A 16367-nucleotide genomic window follows, 5' to 3' on the forward strand; every position below is an offset into this window, starting at 1 on the left:
TTTCTTAAAAAGCAAATTACACACTAATTTTTGAACTGTCTAGGTTAGCATACCTCCATCAACATTGATTACCTGACCTGTAACATAAGCACTCATATCTGAAGCTAAAAATACACATACATTGGCTACATCTTCAGGAGAACCACCTCTTTTCAAAGGTATAGCTTCTCTCCAACCTTTCACAACATCTTCATTTAATTTAGCTGTCATTTCAGTTTCAATAAATCCTGGTGCAATTGCATTACAACGAATATTTCTAGAACCTAATTCTAAAGCTATCGATTTAGTAAAACCAATCATACCTGCTTTAGATGCTGCATAATTTGCTTGTCCTGCATTTCCTTTTACTCCTACTACACTACTCATGTTAATAATAGAACCATTACGGTTTTTAAGCATTGTTTTTTGAACTGCTTTTGTCATGTTGAAGACCGATTTTAAGTTAATTTCAACAACTTTGTCAAAATCTTCCTCACTCATTCGCATTAACAAATTATCTTTTGTAATACCAGCATTATTGATTAAAATATCAATAGTACCAAAATCAGCCAATACATTTTCAACTAATTGCTGTGATTCATCAAAATCTGCAGCATTGGATTGATATCCTTTTGCCTTAACTCCTAAAGCTATTAATTCGTTTTCTAATTCTTGAGCTGATGAAGCTGAAGAACTATATGTAAAAGCTACATTTGCACCATTTTTTGCAAATACTTCAGCAATTCCTTTACCAATACCACGACTAGCACCAGTTATAATTGCTACTTTACCTTCTAATAATTTCATCTTTGTTTCTTAAAATTTGAAGTCAAATATATTAATAATTTAAAGTTTAAAAAAGAACAATTAAAAATTGTTATCACTTTATGAATTAAACTTTTTTGAAAAAATAAAGTCATACATATACAAACCTATTTAACCTTACAAAATATGAGAGCTATTACAATTTTATTTTTTTTATTAAGTTGCTTATTTATATCTTGTTCCAAAGATACAAATGATACGTATGAATCAATTCCAGACTATCCAAATGTAAAAGCTACTTTTGGAAATACTATTGATTTGAATAATTTGGAAAACTATGACAATCAATTGGTTCCATCTTATATAACCAAAGATAATAGCAATCTAAATCCAATCACTAATAAAGGAGCTACTTTAGGAAGAGTTTTATTTTATGACACAAACTTATCTGTAAATCATACCATTGCATGTGCAAGTTGTCATAAACAAGAAAATGCATTTGGAGATAATGCACTTATGGCCAGCAATGGTGTGAATGGAACTACAGGTAGACATTCGATGCGTTTAGTTAACACTCGATTTGCTACAGAAACTAATTTTTTCTGGGACGAAAGAGCAGCAAGTCTAGAAATTCAAACTACAATGCCCATTAAAGATCATGCGGAAATGGGTTTTAGTGGCACCAATGGTGATTTATCTTTTGATGATTTGATTACGAGATTGGAAGGTATTGAATACTATAAAGAACTCTTTACTTTTGTATATGGAAATGAAGAAATCACAGAATCAAAAATACAAAATGCTTTAGCTCAGTTTATTAGAAGTATCCAATCTTTCGATTCTAAATATGATTCCGGAAGAGCATTAGTTACTAATGACAACCAACCTTTTCCCAATTTTACTCAAACAGAGAATATGGGCAAAAATTTATTTTTGACACCACCACAATTTGATGGAAATGGCTCTCGTATTGGTGGTGGTGTAGGTTGTGCAGGATGTCATAGAGCACCTGAATTTGATATTGATCCTAATTCACTTAATAATGGCATCATTGGAACCCTAAATAATACTGGAATTGATATCACGAATACTCGTGCGCCTTCTTTACGAGATTTGGTTAAACAAAATGGTATGATTAATTCGACCTTAATGCATACTGGTAACATTACTACTTTACAAGCTGCAATTGGACATTACAATACAATTGCTATAGCACCTGGAAACACTAACTTAGATCCAAGATTACGACCCGGTGGTAACGGACAGCAATTAAACATGACGGGTGCTGAAATGAATGCCTTACAATCATTTCTAGTAACATTAGCGGGATCCAATGTGTATGTCGATTCAAAATGGAGTTCCCCTTTTGAAGAATAATAGCATAAAAAAAGTCCCGATTTTTCGGGACTCTTTTACTTATCTGAAAGGATTTTATCCTAAAACTTCTTTTACTTTTTTACCAATTTCAGCAGGAGAATCTACAACATGGATACCATTTTCTCTCATGATACGTTTTTTAGCTTCAGCAGTATCATCAGCTCCTCCTACAATTGCACCAGCATGCCCCATTGTTCTTCCTTTAGGCGCAGTCTCACCAGCAATAAAACCAACAACTGGTTTGCGGTTTCCATCTGCTTTTACCCAACGTGCAGCATCAGCTTCTAATTGACCTCCAATTTCACCAATCATGATGATACATTCTGTTTCTGGATCATTCATCAATAATTCAACAGCTTCTTTAGTAGTTGTTCCAATAATTGGATCACCACCAATTCCAATTGCAGTTGTAATTCCTAAACCTTGTTTAACCACTTGATCAGCTGCTTCATATGTTAAAGTACCTGATTTAGAAACGATACCTACTTTTCCTTTTTTGAATACAAAACCTGGCATAATACCTACTTTCGCTTCTTCTGGAGTGATTACTCCTGGACAGTTAGGACCAACTAAACGACAGTCTCTTGATTTTATATAATCATATGCTTTAATCATATCAGCAACAGGAATACCTTCTGTAATACAAATGATAACTTTAATACCTGCATCAGCAGCTTCCATAATAGCATCAGCAGCAAATGCTGGTGGTACAAAAATAATCGATGTGTTTGCTCCAGCTTTCTCTACAGCTTCTTGAACCGTATTAAATACAGGTTTGTCTAAGTGAGTAGTTCCTCCTTTTCCAGGTGTTACTCCACCAACTACATTAGTACCGTATTCTATCATTTGAGAAGCATGGAAGGTTCCTTCACTACCTGTGAAACCTTGAACAATTATTTTTGAATCTTTATTTACTAAAACACTCATGATATGATTATTATATTATAATTTTTAAATTGTGTTGCAAAAGTAAGTTTTTTGTAAAAAAAACAGGAACTTTTTAAGTTTTATTTTTATTAATTTATGCTGGTTGGCTAATTTGATACCCTTTGTACAATTTATCACCCAAAAATTCCCAAATAACAATAAATCTTGCAATCGGAATTATTTCAGATGGATTTTCAAAAGTAGCAACTTTATGATTGTATTTAATTACAACTTTATTCTCTTCTGCTATTAAATGTGTTATTTCAACGATAGAATTGGTATAATTTTGTTTCAATTCGTTTGCCAAATCTAAAATCGCTTGTTTATTAAGTGATAATAAACCATCTGAACTCGACCATTCTAAAAGTACATCATCGTGAAGCAAGTCTTTCAATGCCGAAGCATCTCTAATTCCATCTTCAAGATAAAATTTCTGAATTTGCGCTTTATTTGTCATTTTCTTTTAATTTATCTATAATTTGAGGGATCTTTTTAATATTAGCCAATTGCTTTAATTTCTCACGAGATTCTTCAATAGGAGTACCAAAATACGTTTTCCCCCCCTCTATTGATTTGGTAACACCAGTTTGTCCCATAACGACTGCTTTAGAACCAATTGTGATACCGCTAGTAGTACCTACTTGACCCCATAAAGTTACTTCATCTTCAACTACAACACAACCCGCAATACCCGTTTGTGCAGCTATTAAACATTTTTTACCAATTACAGTATCATGCCCCACATGTACTTGATTATCAATTTTAGTTCCTTCACCTATTGTAGTGTCTCCAGTAACACCTTTATCTATAGTACATAAAGCACCTATGCCTACATTATTTTCTATCACTACTCTACCGCAAGATAACAATTGGTCAAAACCTTCTGGTCTTTTTTTATAATAAAATGCATCGGCTCCAATAATTGTTCCAGCATGAATAATGACATTATCACCAATAACTGAATTATCGTAAATTGAAACATTAGAATGAATGATACAATTTTTTCCGATAGAAACATTATGCCCAACAAAACAATTCGGTTGAAGAATACTTCCTTCACCTATAGTCGCTGAATTTGAAATGGATACTGAAGCATTTGTAAAAGGTCTAAAATGTTTGGATAAAGTATTGAAATCTCGAAATGGATCATCAGAAATTAACAACGCTTTCCCATCAGGACATGTTACTTCTTTATTGATTAAAACGATAGTGGCAGCCGATTCGAGTGCTTTATCATAGTATTTTGGGTGATCCACAAAAACAATATCTCCTTTTTCAACAACATGAATTTCATTCATTCCTAAAACAGGAAAATCTTCAGGACCAATAAAATTGCAATTAATAATCGTTGCAATTTCTTTAAGTGTATGCTTTTTTTGGAATTTCATTTGTAGTGATTAGTTTAAAAGTGAATAGTGAATAGTATGTACTAAGTACTATTCACTAATTACTAATTACTATTTTTATACACGCTCCATGTATTTACCAGAAGCCGTATCAATTTTAATTTTATCTCCTTCATTAATAAAAAGAGGTACGTTAACCGTTGCACCCGTTTCTACAGTTGCCGGTTTTGTAGCATTTGTAGCCGTATTCCCCTTTACTCCTGGCTCTGTATACGTAACTTCTAAAACAACCGAAGCAGCCATATCTACTGATAAAGGCATATCCGTTTCTGTATTAATCTGAACCATTACATTTTCTCCTTCTTTTAATAAATCAGGAGCATCTAATACATCTCTATTTAAAGTAATTTGTTCAAACGTTTCATTATTCATAAAGTGAAAGTCATTCCCTTCAGCATACAAATATTGGAAAGTATGGGTTTCTACTCGCACCACATCAATTTTATGACCTGCAGAAAAAGTATTATCTAATACTTTCCCATTTGTCAATGATTTCAATTTGGTTCTAACAAAAGCTGGACCTTTACCTGGTTTCACGTGTAAGAACTCGATAATTTTATAAATATCATGATTGTACTTAATACAAAGTCCATTTCTAATATCTGCTGTACTTGCCATTTTTATATATTTATTTTGATAATTTTTTAAATTGTACTTCCAGTATACCCTTTCATAATTCCTCTAGAAGAATTTCTGATAAACTGAATGATGTCATCTCTTTCTGGAGTTGCTTCCATTTCTGCTTCAATAATACTCAAAGCTTGTGTTGTATTGAAATTCTTTTGATATAGAATTCGGTATATATCTTGTATTTCTCTTATTTTTTCAGTTGAAAAACCTCTTCTTCTTAATCCTACTGAATTAATACCAACATATGATAAGGGTTCTTTTGCGGCTTTTGTATATGGTGGAACATCTTTTCGAACTAAAGAACCACCAGACACCATAGCATGCTCTCCCACTGAGATAAATTGATGAATCGCAGCTAAACCACCAATAATAGCAAAATCCCCTATTGTTACGTGTCCTGCTAAAGCTACACCATTAACGATAATAGCATTATTACCAATATGACAATCATGCGCAATATGAGCTGTAGCCATAATTAAACAATTGTCACCGATTTTAGTTTGACCTGAAGCAATAGTCCCTCTATTAATGGTTACACATTCTCTAATAGTGGTATTGTCTCCAATAATCACTAGAGAATCCTCTCCTCCAAATTTTAAATCTTGAGGAACGGCTGAAATGATTGCTCCTGGAAAAATATTACAATTTTTACCTATTCTTGCTCCTTCCATAATTGTAACATTAGAACCTATCCAAGTTCCTTCACCAATTACAACATTATTATGAATCGTAGTAAAAGGATCAATAACTACATTGCGTGCAATTTTAGCTCCTGGATGTACATATGCTAAGGGTTGATTCATCTTTTTTTAATTTAAAATATTTTTATTGTTTTTTTGCAATTTGAGCCATAAGCTCCGCTTCAGCAACTAATTTTCCATTAGCATATGCATTCGCTTGCATGTGGCAAATACCCCTTCTAATGGGAGCAATTAAATCGCACTTAAATACTAATGTATCTCCTGGTAATACTTTTTGCTTAAACTTAACATTATCTATTTTCATAAAATACGTTAAATAATTTTCAGGATCCGGTACTGTACTTAATACTAAAATCCCTCCCGTTTGAGCCATCGCTTCTACAATTAAAACTCCTGGCATTACAGGCGCATCTGGAAAATGTCCTACAAAGAAAGGCTCATTCATAGTTACATTTTTCAATCCAACTACATGAGAATCTGTTAATTCCAAAATTTTATCAATTAAAAGAAAAGGAGGCCTATGAGGCAACATTTTCATAATCTGATGAATATCCATCAACGGTTCTTTATGCAAATCATAAACAGGAACCTGATTTCTTTCTTCTATTTTGATAATTTTGGATAGTTTTTTTGCGAATTGTGTATTGACAAAATGACCTGGTTTAGTTGCAATAATTTTACCTTGAATTCTTTTTCCAATTAAGGCCAAATCTCCTACAATATCGAGTAATTTATGTCTTGCAGCTTCATTTGGATAATGCAACGTTAAGTTGTCTAAAATTCCATTTGGATTAACCGAAATGGATTCTTTATTAAACGCTTTTTTCAAATTCTCCATAGTCTCTGAAGAAATTTCTTTATCTACATAAACAATCGCATTATTTAAATCACCACCTTTAATTAAACCATTATTCAATAAAGATTCTAGTTCGTGTAAAAAGCTAAAAGTTCTACAGTCTGCAATTTCAGATTTAAAATCATCAATACTTTTTAATGTTGCATTTTGGGTACCTAAAACTTTAGTTCCAAAATCAACCATTGTAGTAATCGTATAGGTATCACTAGGTATAACTGTAATTTCACTTCCAGAAGCTTCGTCTAAATAGGAAATCACTTCTTTTACTACATATACTTTTCTTTCAGCTTCCTGTTCAACAACACCTGCCTTTTCAATAGCTTCTACAAAATATTTTGATGAACCATCCATAATGGGAAGTTCAGAAGCATTTAATTCGATAATAACATTATCTAGATCACAACCCACAAGTGCTGCCAACACATGTTCTGGAGTTTGAATCATAACACCTCTTTTCTCAAGGTTTGTTCCTCTTTGTGTATTTACCACATAGTTTGCATCTGCTTCGATTATAGGCTGACCTTCTAAATCAACACGTATAAAAGTGAAGCCATTATTTACAGGGGCTGGCTTAAAAGTCATTTCAACTAATTGCCCAGTGTGTAACCCTACTCCTTTTAATGAAACATCGTTCGCAATGGTCTTTTGTTTAACCATGATTTTTTAAAATTAATTGTTTTTCTTTATTTTGTCTATGTCTGCTACAATCTTTGGAAGATTTTTAAAATGTACATAGGATTTTGTAAAATCAGAATAATTAAAAGCTGGAGTACCTTGAACCACTTCACCATCTTGTAAGCTTTTTCCAATTCCTGATTGCGCTTGAACTTTAACATTATCTCCTATAGTAATATGGCCAACAATACCAACTTGTCCGCCAATCATACAATTTTTTCCAATTTTAGTTGATCCAGCAACACCAGTTTGTGAAGCAATTACAGTATTTTCACCAATTTCTACATTATGAGCAATTTGTATTTGATTGTCCAACTTAACTCCTTTTCGTATAATAGTAGACCCTAATGTTGCTCTATCAATCGTAGTACAAGCTCCTATTTCAACATTATCTTCGATAATTACATTTCCTATCTGAGGTACTTTTTGGTAGGTGCCATCTTCTTGTGGTGCAAAACCAAAACCATCCGAACCAATAATGGTTCCAGAATGAATGGTACAATTATTTCCTATAGTTGTTTCTGAATAAATACGTACACCTGCAAAAAACACACAATGATCACCAATTGTAACATTGTCTCCAATAAAACTATTCGGATAAATCTTAACGTTTTTACCAATTGTTACATTTTTACCAATATAACAAAAGCTTCCTAAATACAATCCTTCTCCATACACCACTTCATCGGAAATAAAAGAAGGCTGTTCGATACCCGATTTCATTAATTTAACTTGATTGTAATATTCTAAAAGTTTCGAAAAAGATTTATAAGCATCTTCAACCTTGATTAAGGTAGTGGTTAAAGCTTGTTCTGGTATAAAACTTTTATTAACAATAGTTATCGTTGCTTTTGTAGTATATATGTGACTTATATATTTTGGATTGGCAAGGAAAGTTAAAGAACCTTCAATACCTTCTTCAATTTTGGCAAGCTTTGAAACTTCTGCATTAGGATTTCCTACTACTTCACCTTCTAAAATACCCGCTATTTGTTCCGCTGTAAATTTCATTCAGTTATTTTAAATTATCCAAAACGTAAAAGAAATTGTTTTTCTTTTAGGTCTTTTTTTGACTCCATAACATCTTGACAAAAATATAAAATTAAATTAAATACTTATGCTTCTAATGTTACTTTTGGAAAACATATAAAATATTTAGTTACGGGTTTAGACAAAGCCTTTAAATTTAATTGATCTGAAGCTTGCACAACATCTTCTATTGTTTTGTCCTTTTTAAGAATTCTAATTGGCTCACTTTCTTTACTGTAGGCTTGGTTTTTAATTTTTCCTTTGAATACAAAATAGTCAATGTCTTTTTCAGATACCTCATGTAATTTCATAAATGCTTCTTTATAGGGATTTAAAATATCTTTATGAGGTTTTTCTTCTAGCATTCTAATCTTTAGTAAATCACGATTAATAATCATTTTACACAGACTAGAAAGTACAAAATCATCATTAAATTGCCACGTTTTAATTGCACTTAATACATCATAATCATCTAAATAGGAAAACATATCCAAAATTTCTTTAGTAAAATGAGTTAATTCAACCTTATGCTGCAAAAAGAATTGCAAAGGTTTACTGCATTCTAATAAAATTCCTCCATGGGTTAATTCTTTGGCTCTTTTTAAAATTTTGGTTAAAATTAATTCAGCAACAACCGAAGTTTTATGTAGATAGGCTTGCCAATACATTAATCTTCGCGCGACTAAAAACTTTTCAACGGAATAAATTCCTTTTTCTTCTATGACTAAATAATCATCTTGAACGTTCATCATTTGAATCAAACGCTCACTGTTGATATTTCCTTCAGCAACTCCACTGTAAAAACTATCTCTACGCAAATAATCCATTCGATCCATATCTAATTGACTCGAAATAAGTTGCAACATAAATTTTCGGTGATACTCCCCTTTAAAAATCTGAATCGCTAAAGACAATTTACCTTTAAAATCTTTATTTAATTGCTCCATAAATAACAATGACAACTGCTCGTGATGCACATCTTCTACAATACTGTGCTCCATGGCATGACTAAAAGGTCCATGTCCAATATCATGCAATAAAATTGCAATGTACAAAGCATTCTCTTCTTCTTCGGAAATAGCAACTCCTTTGAATGTTAAAGTTTGTACAGCCTTTTGCATAATGTGCAAACAACCTAACGCATGATGGAAACGAGTATGATGGGCTCCAGGATAGACTAAATAAGTCATTCCCATTTGAGAAATCCTTCTTAATCTTTGAAAATAAGGATGTTGAATTAAATCGTAAATTAAAGAATTAGGTATTGTAATAAATCCGTAGATGGGATCATTAAATATTTTAAGCTTATTAGTAGCGTTCACGTAGTACAAATTTTATAACAAAGATACAGTTTTATAAAAAACTATATAACCCACTTAGAGACATTATTCCATTTTGTAATACAATACTTTTAGTAGCTCAATTTTAACGCTTGTTTATTTTATGGCGGCAATAAAAGCTTTATTTTTGTAACTGTATTACAATCAATATTTTAAAATGAAAACTACTTTCTCTTTAAAAATAGAATTAGACTCCATTCAAGAAAGCATTACTTTGAATTCTAATGATTTTAAATTTCAAACGATTAGAATTGAAAAATCGACAAGTATAAAAGAACGTTTGAACAAATCGAATGGAAGTATTCAAAATACATTTGATTTTAACCAATTGGAATCAGACCGAATTTATTCCTTATCAGCTATTAAAAAAATTTGTTTGGCCAATAGACTTCGTTTTTTAGACACCCGATTTTATAAAAATGAGTATCCAGAAGCTGTTATTCAAAGTATTAAAGAATTTGAAGAACTACATCAAACAGAACTGCATCATTTTAAAATTGTAGCACCAAAAAGCAATTTTAAACTACATAATTATGATGATCCACTACTATTTATGAGTTTAGGAAACGACTATTATTATCTTTTAGATTATTGGGGAAATGATTTACATTGGACCCGAAAAATAAAAGCTTTACCACTAAAAAACCTATTCAATTTAACTCTTTTTACAGTAGTTATAAGTATACTTCTCACCTATTTCATACAGCTTTTTAAAACCGAATCTTTAGCAACTAGCTACCAAATAATCGTTTTTCTGTTCACTTGGAAATCGGTTATTGCAATTGTTTTTTATAGTATCATAAAAACAGGAAATAATGTGAGTGAATACAATTGGAACAGTGAATTTTATAACAAGTAGTTAAATTTTCCTAAAAGTGTTATTTTTATACAATTTTTAATACAATACTCGTTTATTAAGTATTAAATTGCATAAAATTTCAAATAAATGAACAAAATAAAAATACTATGGGTCGATGATGAAATTGATCTTTTAAAGCCACATATCCTTTTTTTAGAGAAGAAAAACTACGAAGTAACCACTTGTAACAACGGTCAAGATGCTATAGATACTTTTGAAGAGAATAATTTTGATATTGTTTTCTTAGATGAAAATATGCCAGGATTGAGTGGATTAGAAACGTTATCTGAAATTAAAGAAAAAAAATCTTCGGTTCCTGTAATTATGATTACAAAAAGTGAAGAAGAATATATCATGGAAGAAGCTATTGGTTCCAAAATAGCTGATTATTTAATTAAACCCGTTAACCCCAATCAAATTCTACTTAGCTTAAAAAAGAATTTAGACCATTCTCGTTTGGTTTCTGAAAAAACGACTTTAGATTACCAAAAAGAATTTCGAAAAATAGCTATGGATATGGCTATGGTACGTTCTTTTGAAGATTGGGTTGAGTTATACAAACGACTCATTTATTGGGAAATGGAACTCGAAAACATATCGGATCAAGGTATGGTTGAAATTTTGGAAAGCCAAAAAACAGAAGCTAATGTTCAATTTGGGAAATTTATTGAACGTACCTATGAAGACTGGTTTGATGAGAATGAAGATAAACCAATTCTCTCTCATAAGTTATTTGGAGAACTTGTAGCGCCTGAAATTAGAAAAAAAGACAAACCCATTCTTTTTATTGTAATTGACAACTTACGTTATGATCAATGGAAAGCTTTTGAAAGCATAGTTAATAATCATTACAAGTTAGAAAAAGAAGTAAGTTATTTTTCCATTTTACCCACAGCTACACAATATGCAAGAAATGCTATTTTCTCAGGATTGACTCCTTTGGAAATGGAAAAAAAATTCCCAGAATATTGGAAAAATGATGTTGATGATGGTGGTAAAAACTTATATGAAGGAGAATTTCTTACCGAACAATTAAAACGATTAGGTCTTAATATCAAACAAGAATATTATAAGATTACTAATTTTAAAGATGGTAAAAAACTAGCGGAAAATTTCAAAGGCTTAAAAGGAAATGATTTAACTACTATCGTATATAATTTTGTGGATATGCTTTCTCATGCTAAAACAGAAATGGAAGTGGTGAAAGAGTTAGCTTCCGATGATAAAGCGTATCGATCACTAACAGTTAGTTGGTTTAAAAACTCTCCTCTATTAGACATGATACAACAAGCTCAAAAACAAGGTTTTAGACTAATAATCACTACTGATCATGGTACTATAAATTGCAAAAATCCTTCAAAAGTCATTGGAGATAAAAATACCAGCTTAAATTTACGCTATAAAACAGGAAGAAGTTTAACTTATGAAGATAAAGATGTGTATGCCGTAAAAGACCCAAAAAAAATTGGACTTCCAGCCTTAAATATGAGCAGTTCTTTCATTTTTGCAAAAAACGATTTGTTTTTAGCCTATGTTAACAACTTCAATCACTATGTTAGTTATTATAGAAATACCTATCAACATGGAGGTATTTCATTGGAAGAAATGATTATTCCGTTTTTAGTATTGGAGCCAAAATAAAAACCTTTCCAAAGAGACTTACAGTAAGTCTCTTTGGAATAATTATAAAATATAAACCTTTTTATATGATCATAAACTTTACTCTAGATGAAATTCAAGAGGTTGTCAAACAAATTCTTGCTACACCAAGACTTAAAAAAGTAATTACTTTTCATGCTACTATGGGGGTTGGAAAAACAACGCTTATTAAAGAATTAGTAAAACAATTAGGCGTAAATGACACTTCAAGTAGTCCCACTTTTTCACTAGTTAATGAGTATCAAACTAAAGAAGGAGAAACTATTTATCATTTCGATTTATACCGTCTAAATAGCGAAGAAGAAGCTTATGACATGGGTATTGATGAATATTTTTATTCAGGGAATTGGTGTTTCATCGAATGGCCAGAAAAAACACCCAATCTTATTCCAATTGACCATGCTAGCATTCATATGAAAACCGCTAAAAATGGAGCTCGAGAATTAATTTTAAACAATTGATAATTTCTGAAAATTTGTGCCATTGTTTTTTATACAATCTTTTTTCATATTCTTTTTTTAAATTTTAAAATTATTCCTAAATTGGCTCAACTTTACAAAAAACAACATGTCAACTTTTAGTCCGTTTTCAAAAATGCAATTGCTTCCTCAAGAAGAGAAATTGGAAATTACTAAGCACAAAAGCGAATTATTTATAGGTATTCCCAAAGAAACCTCTTATCAAGAAAGACGTATTTGCTTAACACCAGATGCTGTGAGCTCGTTAACTTCTCATGGACATCGCGTCATGATTGAAGCAGGTGCTGGAGAAAGTTCAAGTTATTCCGATAAAGAATATTCAGATGCAGGTGCTGAAGTAACGAATGACCCAAAAAAAGTATTTAGTTGCCCAATTATACTAAAAGTGGAACCGGCCACTTTACCTGAAATAGAAATGATGAACCCACAAACCATCATTATTTCAGCCATACAATTAAAAACCCAACGCAAAACGTATTTTGAAGCTTTGGCTACTAAAAGAATCACAGCTTTAGCTTTTGAATTTATAAAAGATGAAGACGGTTCGTATCCAGCAGTAAAATCTTTGTCAGAAATAGCAGGAATTGCTTCGATACATATTGCTGCCGAATTAATGATCAACCAAAATATTGGAAAGGGCTTACTTTTTGGTAACATTACAGGTGTTCCACCTACAGAAGTAGTGATTTTAGGTGCTGGAACTGTAGCAGAATATGCGGCAAGAACCGCTTTAGGACTTGGAGCTAGTGTAAAAGTGTTTGATAATTCTATTACTAAATTAAGACGTTTACAAAATACCTTAAATCAAAGAATTTTTACTTCAACTATACAAGAGAAATCGGTACTCAAAGCCTTACGCAGATGTGATGTTGCTATTGGTGCCATGCGCGGAAAAAACCGAACTCCTATTGTAGTAACAGAAACTATGGTAGAACATATGAAAAAAGGAGCCGTAATTGTAGATGTCAGTATCGATACAGGAGGCTGCTTTGAAACCTCAGAAGTGACGACTCACGAAAGACCTACTTTTATAAAAAACAATGTTATTCACTATTGCGTTCCCAATATACCTTCTCGATATTCTAAAACAGCTTCGCTTTCTATAAGCAATATTATCACTCCTTTCCTACTTCAAATTGCTGATGATGGTGGTATTGAAAGTGCCATTCGCTGTAATAGAGGCTTAAAAAACGGTATTTACTTTTATCATGGTTTACTAACAAACAAATCCATTGCAGATTGGTTCAATTTAGAACATCGCGATATTAATCTAATTGTTTTTTAGGGCATTCCCTTCGGTCGCGCTATTCGTTATATCTTTTATTTTCTCTAAGGATAAAATAAAAGGATGTCACTCCTATCGCTAATGCTAACCAAAATAGTATATTTGCAAAAAAAATAAATTATATGAAGCTTAAATACAGATTAGCTTATTACTTATTTGGATTATTATTAGGTCTTTTTTTTGTAATCAAATTCTTAGGTGCAAAAGCTGAAGCCAAAGGTGTTGAATTTTGCTATTTACCCAATTGTAGAGTATTAAAAGAATTAAGAAACAAACCACTCGATTTTTCACCTGAAACAAAATCAATTTTAGCAGAAGATTGGATTACTTTAGAAGATATAAAAGCCACTTTAAAATATGGAGATGTAGATTTTTCTAAAAGCAATCTACCCTACAATAATGGAAAAATTTATATTATAGAAGGCAAAACTACTCAAAATGAAGAAATTAACATTACTATGATTAATTACCCCTCAAAAGTGGTTTTGGAAAAGATTGAAAAAAAATAATTTTTTTATTAAAAACACTTGCAGATATAAATAAACCTTGTATATTTGCACTCGCAAACAAGTTCAGCGAACACCTTTATTAAATAAAGTAACGTGAGTTAACATAGGAATATTGATTGCAATTTATTGGGGCGATTAGCTCAGCTGGTTCAGAGCACCTCGTTTACACCGAGGGGGTCGGGGGTTCGAACCCCTCATCGCCCACAAATTTTAAATCCTACAGAAATGTAGGATTTTTTTGTTTATGGAAACTTGTTTTTTTGGCTCGTTTAATTTTAACATAAAAGTTAAATTTTCACTTACAAAACGGCACATATTTTGATTGTGATATTTTATGAAAAATTCATAAAACAATTAAATATTTTAAAAACATGAAAAACAAATTTACTTTTCTATTAATTTTTATGATTATAAAAGTTAATTCACAAATTATTTTTAATGAAAATTTTGATAATTTCGGAGCTTTAGGTGGAAATGGTTGGATGATTCAAAATTCTAGTGAGCCCGTTGGCACTAGTTCTTGGGGAACTACAACACATTTTCCACCCTATAATGGGGCAACTCGTTCTTTTGCAGTAGTAAATTATCAATCTACTGGAAGTATAGGCACCATTAGTAATTGGCTGATTACTCCCACAATTAATTTAAAAAATGGAGATATAATTAGTTTTTATTCCAGATCGGATCATGGTACTTATGCGGATCGATTAGAACTAAGAATTAGTAACAACGGGGATTTATCAGTATTACCAAATACTTCAAGTAGTTCTATTGGCGATTTTACTACATTAGCATTAACCATTAATCCAGATTTAATTAGTAACGGTTATCCAAATGTATGGACCAATTATAATTATACTGTTAGTGGACTTACTGGACCGACCAATTGTAAAATTGCATTTCGTTATTATGTAACCAATGCTGGTGCCAATGCTCCTAATGGTGACATGATTGGAGTTGATGCGCTAACAATTACTACCACAACACTTGGAAATGATCAATTCGGAAATAATCAATCTGTAAATCTAATACCTAATCCAGCTACTGATTTTATAATCATTGAAAACTTAGAAATCAATAGCCATTTAGAATTTTATGATTTAACAGGAAAAAAACTAAATTCCATACAAATAAGTGATAAAAAAATCGATATTTCTAATTTATCAAATGGCACGTATATTTTGAAAATCATATCTGATAAAAAAATTGAAGTAAAAAAATTCATAAAAACATAAACATTAGATTTTATATTGCTTATTTAAAAAAAAGACAAAAGGGTTATCTAATCATAGATACCCTTTTTTAATAAATTATATATTTAAAATTTAGTATTTTTTAAAAAATTTCCTTTTAAATCAAAAAATGCGTATATTTAAAACACGCTTTTTCTCAAATCTGAAACTATTACTTAACTTAACACCGAAATAAATGATAAAAAACTACCTACTCATTTTATTGCTTATTAGTCCATTTTATTCTACTCAAGCACAAAACATCAATTTAAGTGAAGAAGAAGTTCTAAAAACCTTATGCCATACTTGGAGTTTAAGTTTTGCTTCTATTAAAGGCAAACCCATTCAAATTGATTTAGATTTTAAGGTTCAATTTAACAATGATTATTCTTATTTTTTAGTTAGTAATCCTGAAAATCCAGGAAAATGGATGTATAACAAACAAGGAAAATACATCGAATTAAAAACCAACAACAGAACGGCTCGTATTACTTCTCTAAATAAGAAGGAATTAATCTTTATTGAAATGGATATTGATGAACACCAAAGAGCTACGCCTCAAAATTCTCAATTTCATTTTATCAGAAATGAATAAAATTCAAATAAAGTTAAAATATAGTCTATTTTAACTATACAACTACTCAACTTGTTGAACTACA

17 protein-coding genes and 1 tRNA gene are annotated in these 16367 nt (G+C 31.3%); 9 read left to right on the forward strand and 9 right to left on the reverse strand.

Annotated features, from left to right (window positions below):
* Positions 1–39: 39 nt before the first annotated feature.
* Positions 40–786, reverse strand: coding sequence for a 3-oxoacyl-[acyl-carrier-protein] reductase (fabG, locus tag NHF47_RS11475; RefSeq protein WP_252765059.1), 747 nt, complete (start codon positions 784–786; stop codon positions 40–42).
* Positions 787–930: 144 nt separating this feature from the next.
* Between fabG and NHF47_RS11480 the strand changes: the two genes are divergently transcribed.
* Positions 931–2121, forward strand: coding sequence for a cytochrome-c peroxidase (locus NHF47_RS11480; protein WP_252765060.1), 1191 nt, complete (start codon positions 931–933; stop codon positions 2119–2121).
* Positions 2122–2175: 54 nt separating this feature from the next.
* Here the strand turns inward: NHF47_RS11480 and sucD are convergent, their stop codons facing one another.
* The 8 genes from sucD to NHF47_RS11520 all read right to left on the reverse strand — a co-directional run bounded on the left by sucD (position 2176) and on the right by NHF47_RS11520 (position 9667).
* On the reverse strand, positions 2176–3048 hold the full coding sequence (gene sucD, locus NHF47_RS11485; RefSeq protein WP_252765061.1) for a succinate--CoA ligase subunit alpha: 873 nt from the start codon (positions 3046–3048) through the stop codon (positions 2176–2178).
* 94 nt (positions 3049–3142) lie between these two features.
* Positions 3143–3505, reverse strand: coding sequence for a nuclear transport factor 2 family protein (locus NHF47_RS11490; RefSeq protein ID WP_252765062.1), 363 nt, complete (start codon positions 3503–3505; stop codon positions 3143–3145).
* Positions 3495–4436, reverse strand: a complete 942-nt coding sequence (locus NHF47_RS11495) for a UDP-3-O-(3-hydroxymyristoyl)glucosamine N-acyltransferase (RefSeq protein WP_252765063.1) — start codon at positions 4434–4436, stop codon at positions 3495–3497. Before NHF47_RS11495 ends, NHF47_RS11490 begins: the two co-directional genes overlap by 11 nt.
* A 75-nt stretch (positions 4437–4511) precedes the next feature.
* Positions 4512–5072 carry an elongation factor P gene (efp, locus tag NHF47_RS11500; protein WP_252765064.1) on the reverse strand — a complete coding sequence of 187 codons (561 nt, stop codon included), beginning with the start codon at positions 5070–5072 and terminating at the stop codon, positions 4512–4514.
* 26 nt (positions 5073–5098) lie between these two features.
* Positions 5099–5887 carry an acyl-ACP--UDP-N-acetylglucosamine O-acyltransferase gene (gene lpxA / locus NHF47_RS11505; protein ID WP_140996717.1) on the reverse strand — a complete coding sequence of 263 codons (789 nt, stop codon included), beginning with the start codon at positions 5885–5887 and terminating at the stop codon, positions 5099–5101.
* A 22-nt stretch (positions 5888–5909) separates the two neighbouring features.
* A complete protein-coding gene (locus tag NHF47_RS11510) occupies positions 5910–7298 on the reverse strand; it encodes a bifunctional UDP-3-O-[3-hydroxymyristoyl] N-acetylglucosamine deacetylase/3-hydroxyacyl-ACP dehydratase (RefSeq protein ID WP_252765065.1) in 1389 nt (462 codons plus the stop codon).
* A gap of 12 nt (positions 7299–7310) precedes the next feature.
* Positions 7311–8327, reverse strand: coding sequence for a UDP-3-O-(3-hydroxymyristoyl)glucosamine N-acyltransferase (gene lpxD / locus NHF47_RS11515; RefSeq protein ID WP_252765066.1), 1017 nt, complete (start codon positions 8325–8327; stop codon positions 7311–7313).
* A 104-nt stretch (positions 8328–8431) separates the two neighbouring features.
* Positions 8432–9667: an HD domain-containing protein gene (locus NHF47_RS11520; RefSeq protein ID WP_252765067.1), complete on the reverse strand. Its 1236-nt coding sequence runs from the start codon at positions 9665–9667 to the stop codon at positions 8432–8434.
* A gap of 175 nt (positions 9668–9842) precedes the next feature.
* Between NHF47_RS11520 and NHF47_RS11525 the strand changes: the two genes are divergently transcribed.
* The 8 genes from NHF47_RS11525 (at position 9843) to NHF47_RS11560 (ending at position 16303) form a co-directional block, all read left to right on the forward strand.
* On the forward strand, positions 9843–10544 hold the full coding sequence (locus tag NHF47_RS11525; RefSeq protein WP_252765068.1) for a hypothetical protein: 702 nt from the start codon (positions 9843–9845) through the stop codon (positions 10542–10544).
* An 87-nt stretch (positions 10545–10631) separates the two neighbouring features.
* Positions 10632–12185 (forward strand): PglZ domain-containing protein, encoded by a 1554-nt coding sequence (locus NHF47_RS11530; RefSeq protein WP_252765069.1) that lies wholly within the window; start codon positions 10632–10634, stop codon positions 12183–12185.
* A 65-nt stretch (positions 12186–12250) separates the two neighbouring features.
* On the forward strand, positions 12251–12664 hold the full coding sequence (gene tsaE, locus NHF47_RS11535) for a tRNA (adenosine(37)-N6)-threonylcarbamoyltransferase complex ATPase subunit type 1 TsaE (protein ID WP_252765070.1): 414 nt from the start codon (positions 12251–12253) through the stop codon (positions 12662–12664).
* Between the two features lie 106 nt (positions 12665–12770).
* On the forward strand, positions 12771–13967 hold the full coding sequence (locus NHF47_RS11540; RefSeq protein ID WP_140996724.1) for an alanine dehydrogenase: 1197 nt from the start codon (positions 12771–12773) through the stop codon (positions 13965–13967).
* Positions 13968–14089: 122 nt separating this feature from the next.
* On the forward strand, positions 14090–14476 hold the full coding sequence (locus NHF47_RS11545) for a DUF4258 domain-containing protein (protein ID WP_252765071.1): 387 nt from the start codon (positions 14090–14092) through the stop codon (positions 14474–14476).
* Positions 14477–14605: 129 nt separating this feature from the next.
* A tRNA-Val gene (locus NHF47_RS11550) sits at positions 14606–14680 on the forward strand.
* Positions 14681–14847: 167 nt separating this feature from the next.
* Complete coding sequence (locus NHF47_RS11555; RefSeq protein WP_252765072.1) at positions 14848–15711, forward strand: T9SS-dependent choice-of-anchor J family protein; 864 nt, start codon at positions 14848–14850, stop codon at positions 15709–15711.
* Positions 15712–15904: 193 nt separating this feature from the next.
* Positions 15905–16303, forward strand: coding sequence for a hypothetical protein (locus NHF47_RS11560; RefSeq protein ID WP_252765073.1), 399 nt, complete (start codon positions 15905–15907; stop codon positions 16301–16303).
* Positions 16304–16367 lie beyond the last annotated feature (64 nt).

The organism is Flavobacterium sp. NRK F7 (genome assembly GCF_024054195.1).
In the GTDB taxonomy this organism is placed as follows: domain Bacteria; phylum Bacteroidota; class Bacteroidia; order Flavobacteriales; family Flavobacteriaceae; genus Flavobacterium.

What these genes read in the sequence shown, in the direction of transcription:
- fabG (WP_252765059.1), bottom strand. Translation starts at nt 786, where the DNA reads ATGAAATTATTAGAAGGTAAAGTAGCAATTATAACTGGTGCTAGTCGT.
- NHF47_RS11480 (WP_252765060.1), top strand. Translation starts at nt 931, where the DNA reads ATGAGAGCTATTACAATTTTATTTTTTTTATTAAGTTGCTTATTTATA.
- sucD (WP_252765061.1), bottom strand. Translation starts at nt 3,048, where the DNA reads ATGAGTGTTTTAGTAAATAAAGATTCAAAAATAATTGTTCAAGGTTTC.
- NHF47_RS11490 (WP_252765062.1), bottom strand. Translation starts at nt 3,505, where the DNA reads ATGACAAATAAAGCGCAAATTCAGAAATTTTATCTTGAAGATGGAATT.
- NHF47_RS11495 (WP_252765063.1), bottom strand. Translation starts at nt 4,436, where the DNA reads ATGAAATTCCAAAAAAAGCATACACTTAAAGAAATTGCAACGATTATT.
- efp (WP_252765064.1), bottom strand. Translation starts at nt 5,072, where the DNA reads ATGGCAAGTACAGCAGATATTAGAAATGGACTTTGTATTAAGTACAAT.
- lpxA (WP_140996717.1), bottom strand. Translation starts at nt 5,887, where the DNA reads ATGAATCAACCCTTAGCATATGTACATCCAGGAGCTAAAATTGCACGC.
- NHF47_RS11510 (WP_252765065.1), bottom strand. Translation starts at nt 7,298, where the DNA reads ATGGTTAAACAAAAGACCATTGCGAACGATGTTTCATTAAAAGGAGTA.
- lpxD (WP_252765066.1), bottom strand. Translation starts at nt 8,327, where the DNA reads ATGAAATTTACAGCGGAACAAATAGCGGGTATTTTAGAAGGTGAAGTA.
- NHF47_RS11525 (WP_252765068.1), top strand. Translation starts at nt 9,843, where the DNA reads ATGAAAACTACTTTCTCTTTAAAAATAGAATTAGACTCCATTCAAGAA.
- NHF47_RS11530 (WP_252765069.1), top strand. Translation starts at nt 10,632, where the DNA reads ATGAACAAAATAAAAATACTATGGGTCGATGATGAAATTGATCTTTTA.
- tsaE (WP_252765070.1), top strand. Translation starts at nt 12,251, where the DNA reads ATGATCATAAACTTTACTCTAGATGAAATTCAAGAGGTTGTCAAACAA.
- NHF47_RS11540 (WP_140996724.1), top strand. Translation starts at nt 12,771, where the DNA reads ATGTCAACTTTTAGTCCGTTTTCAAAAATGCAATTGCTTCCTCAAGAA.
- NHF47_RS11545 (WP_252765071.1), top strand. Translation starts at nt 14,090, where the DNA reads ATGAAGCTTAAATACAGATTAGCTTATTACTTATTTGGATTATTATTA.
- NHF47_RS11555 (WP_252765072.1), top strand. Translation starts at nt 14,848, where the DNA reads ATGAAAAACAAATTTACTTTTCTATTAATTTTTATGATTATAAAAGTT.
- NHF47_RS11560 (WP_252765073.1), top strand. Translation starts at nt 15,905, where the DNA reads ATGATAAAAAACTACCTACTCATTTTATTGCTTATTAGTCCATTTTAT.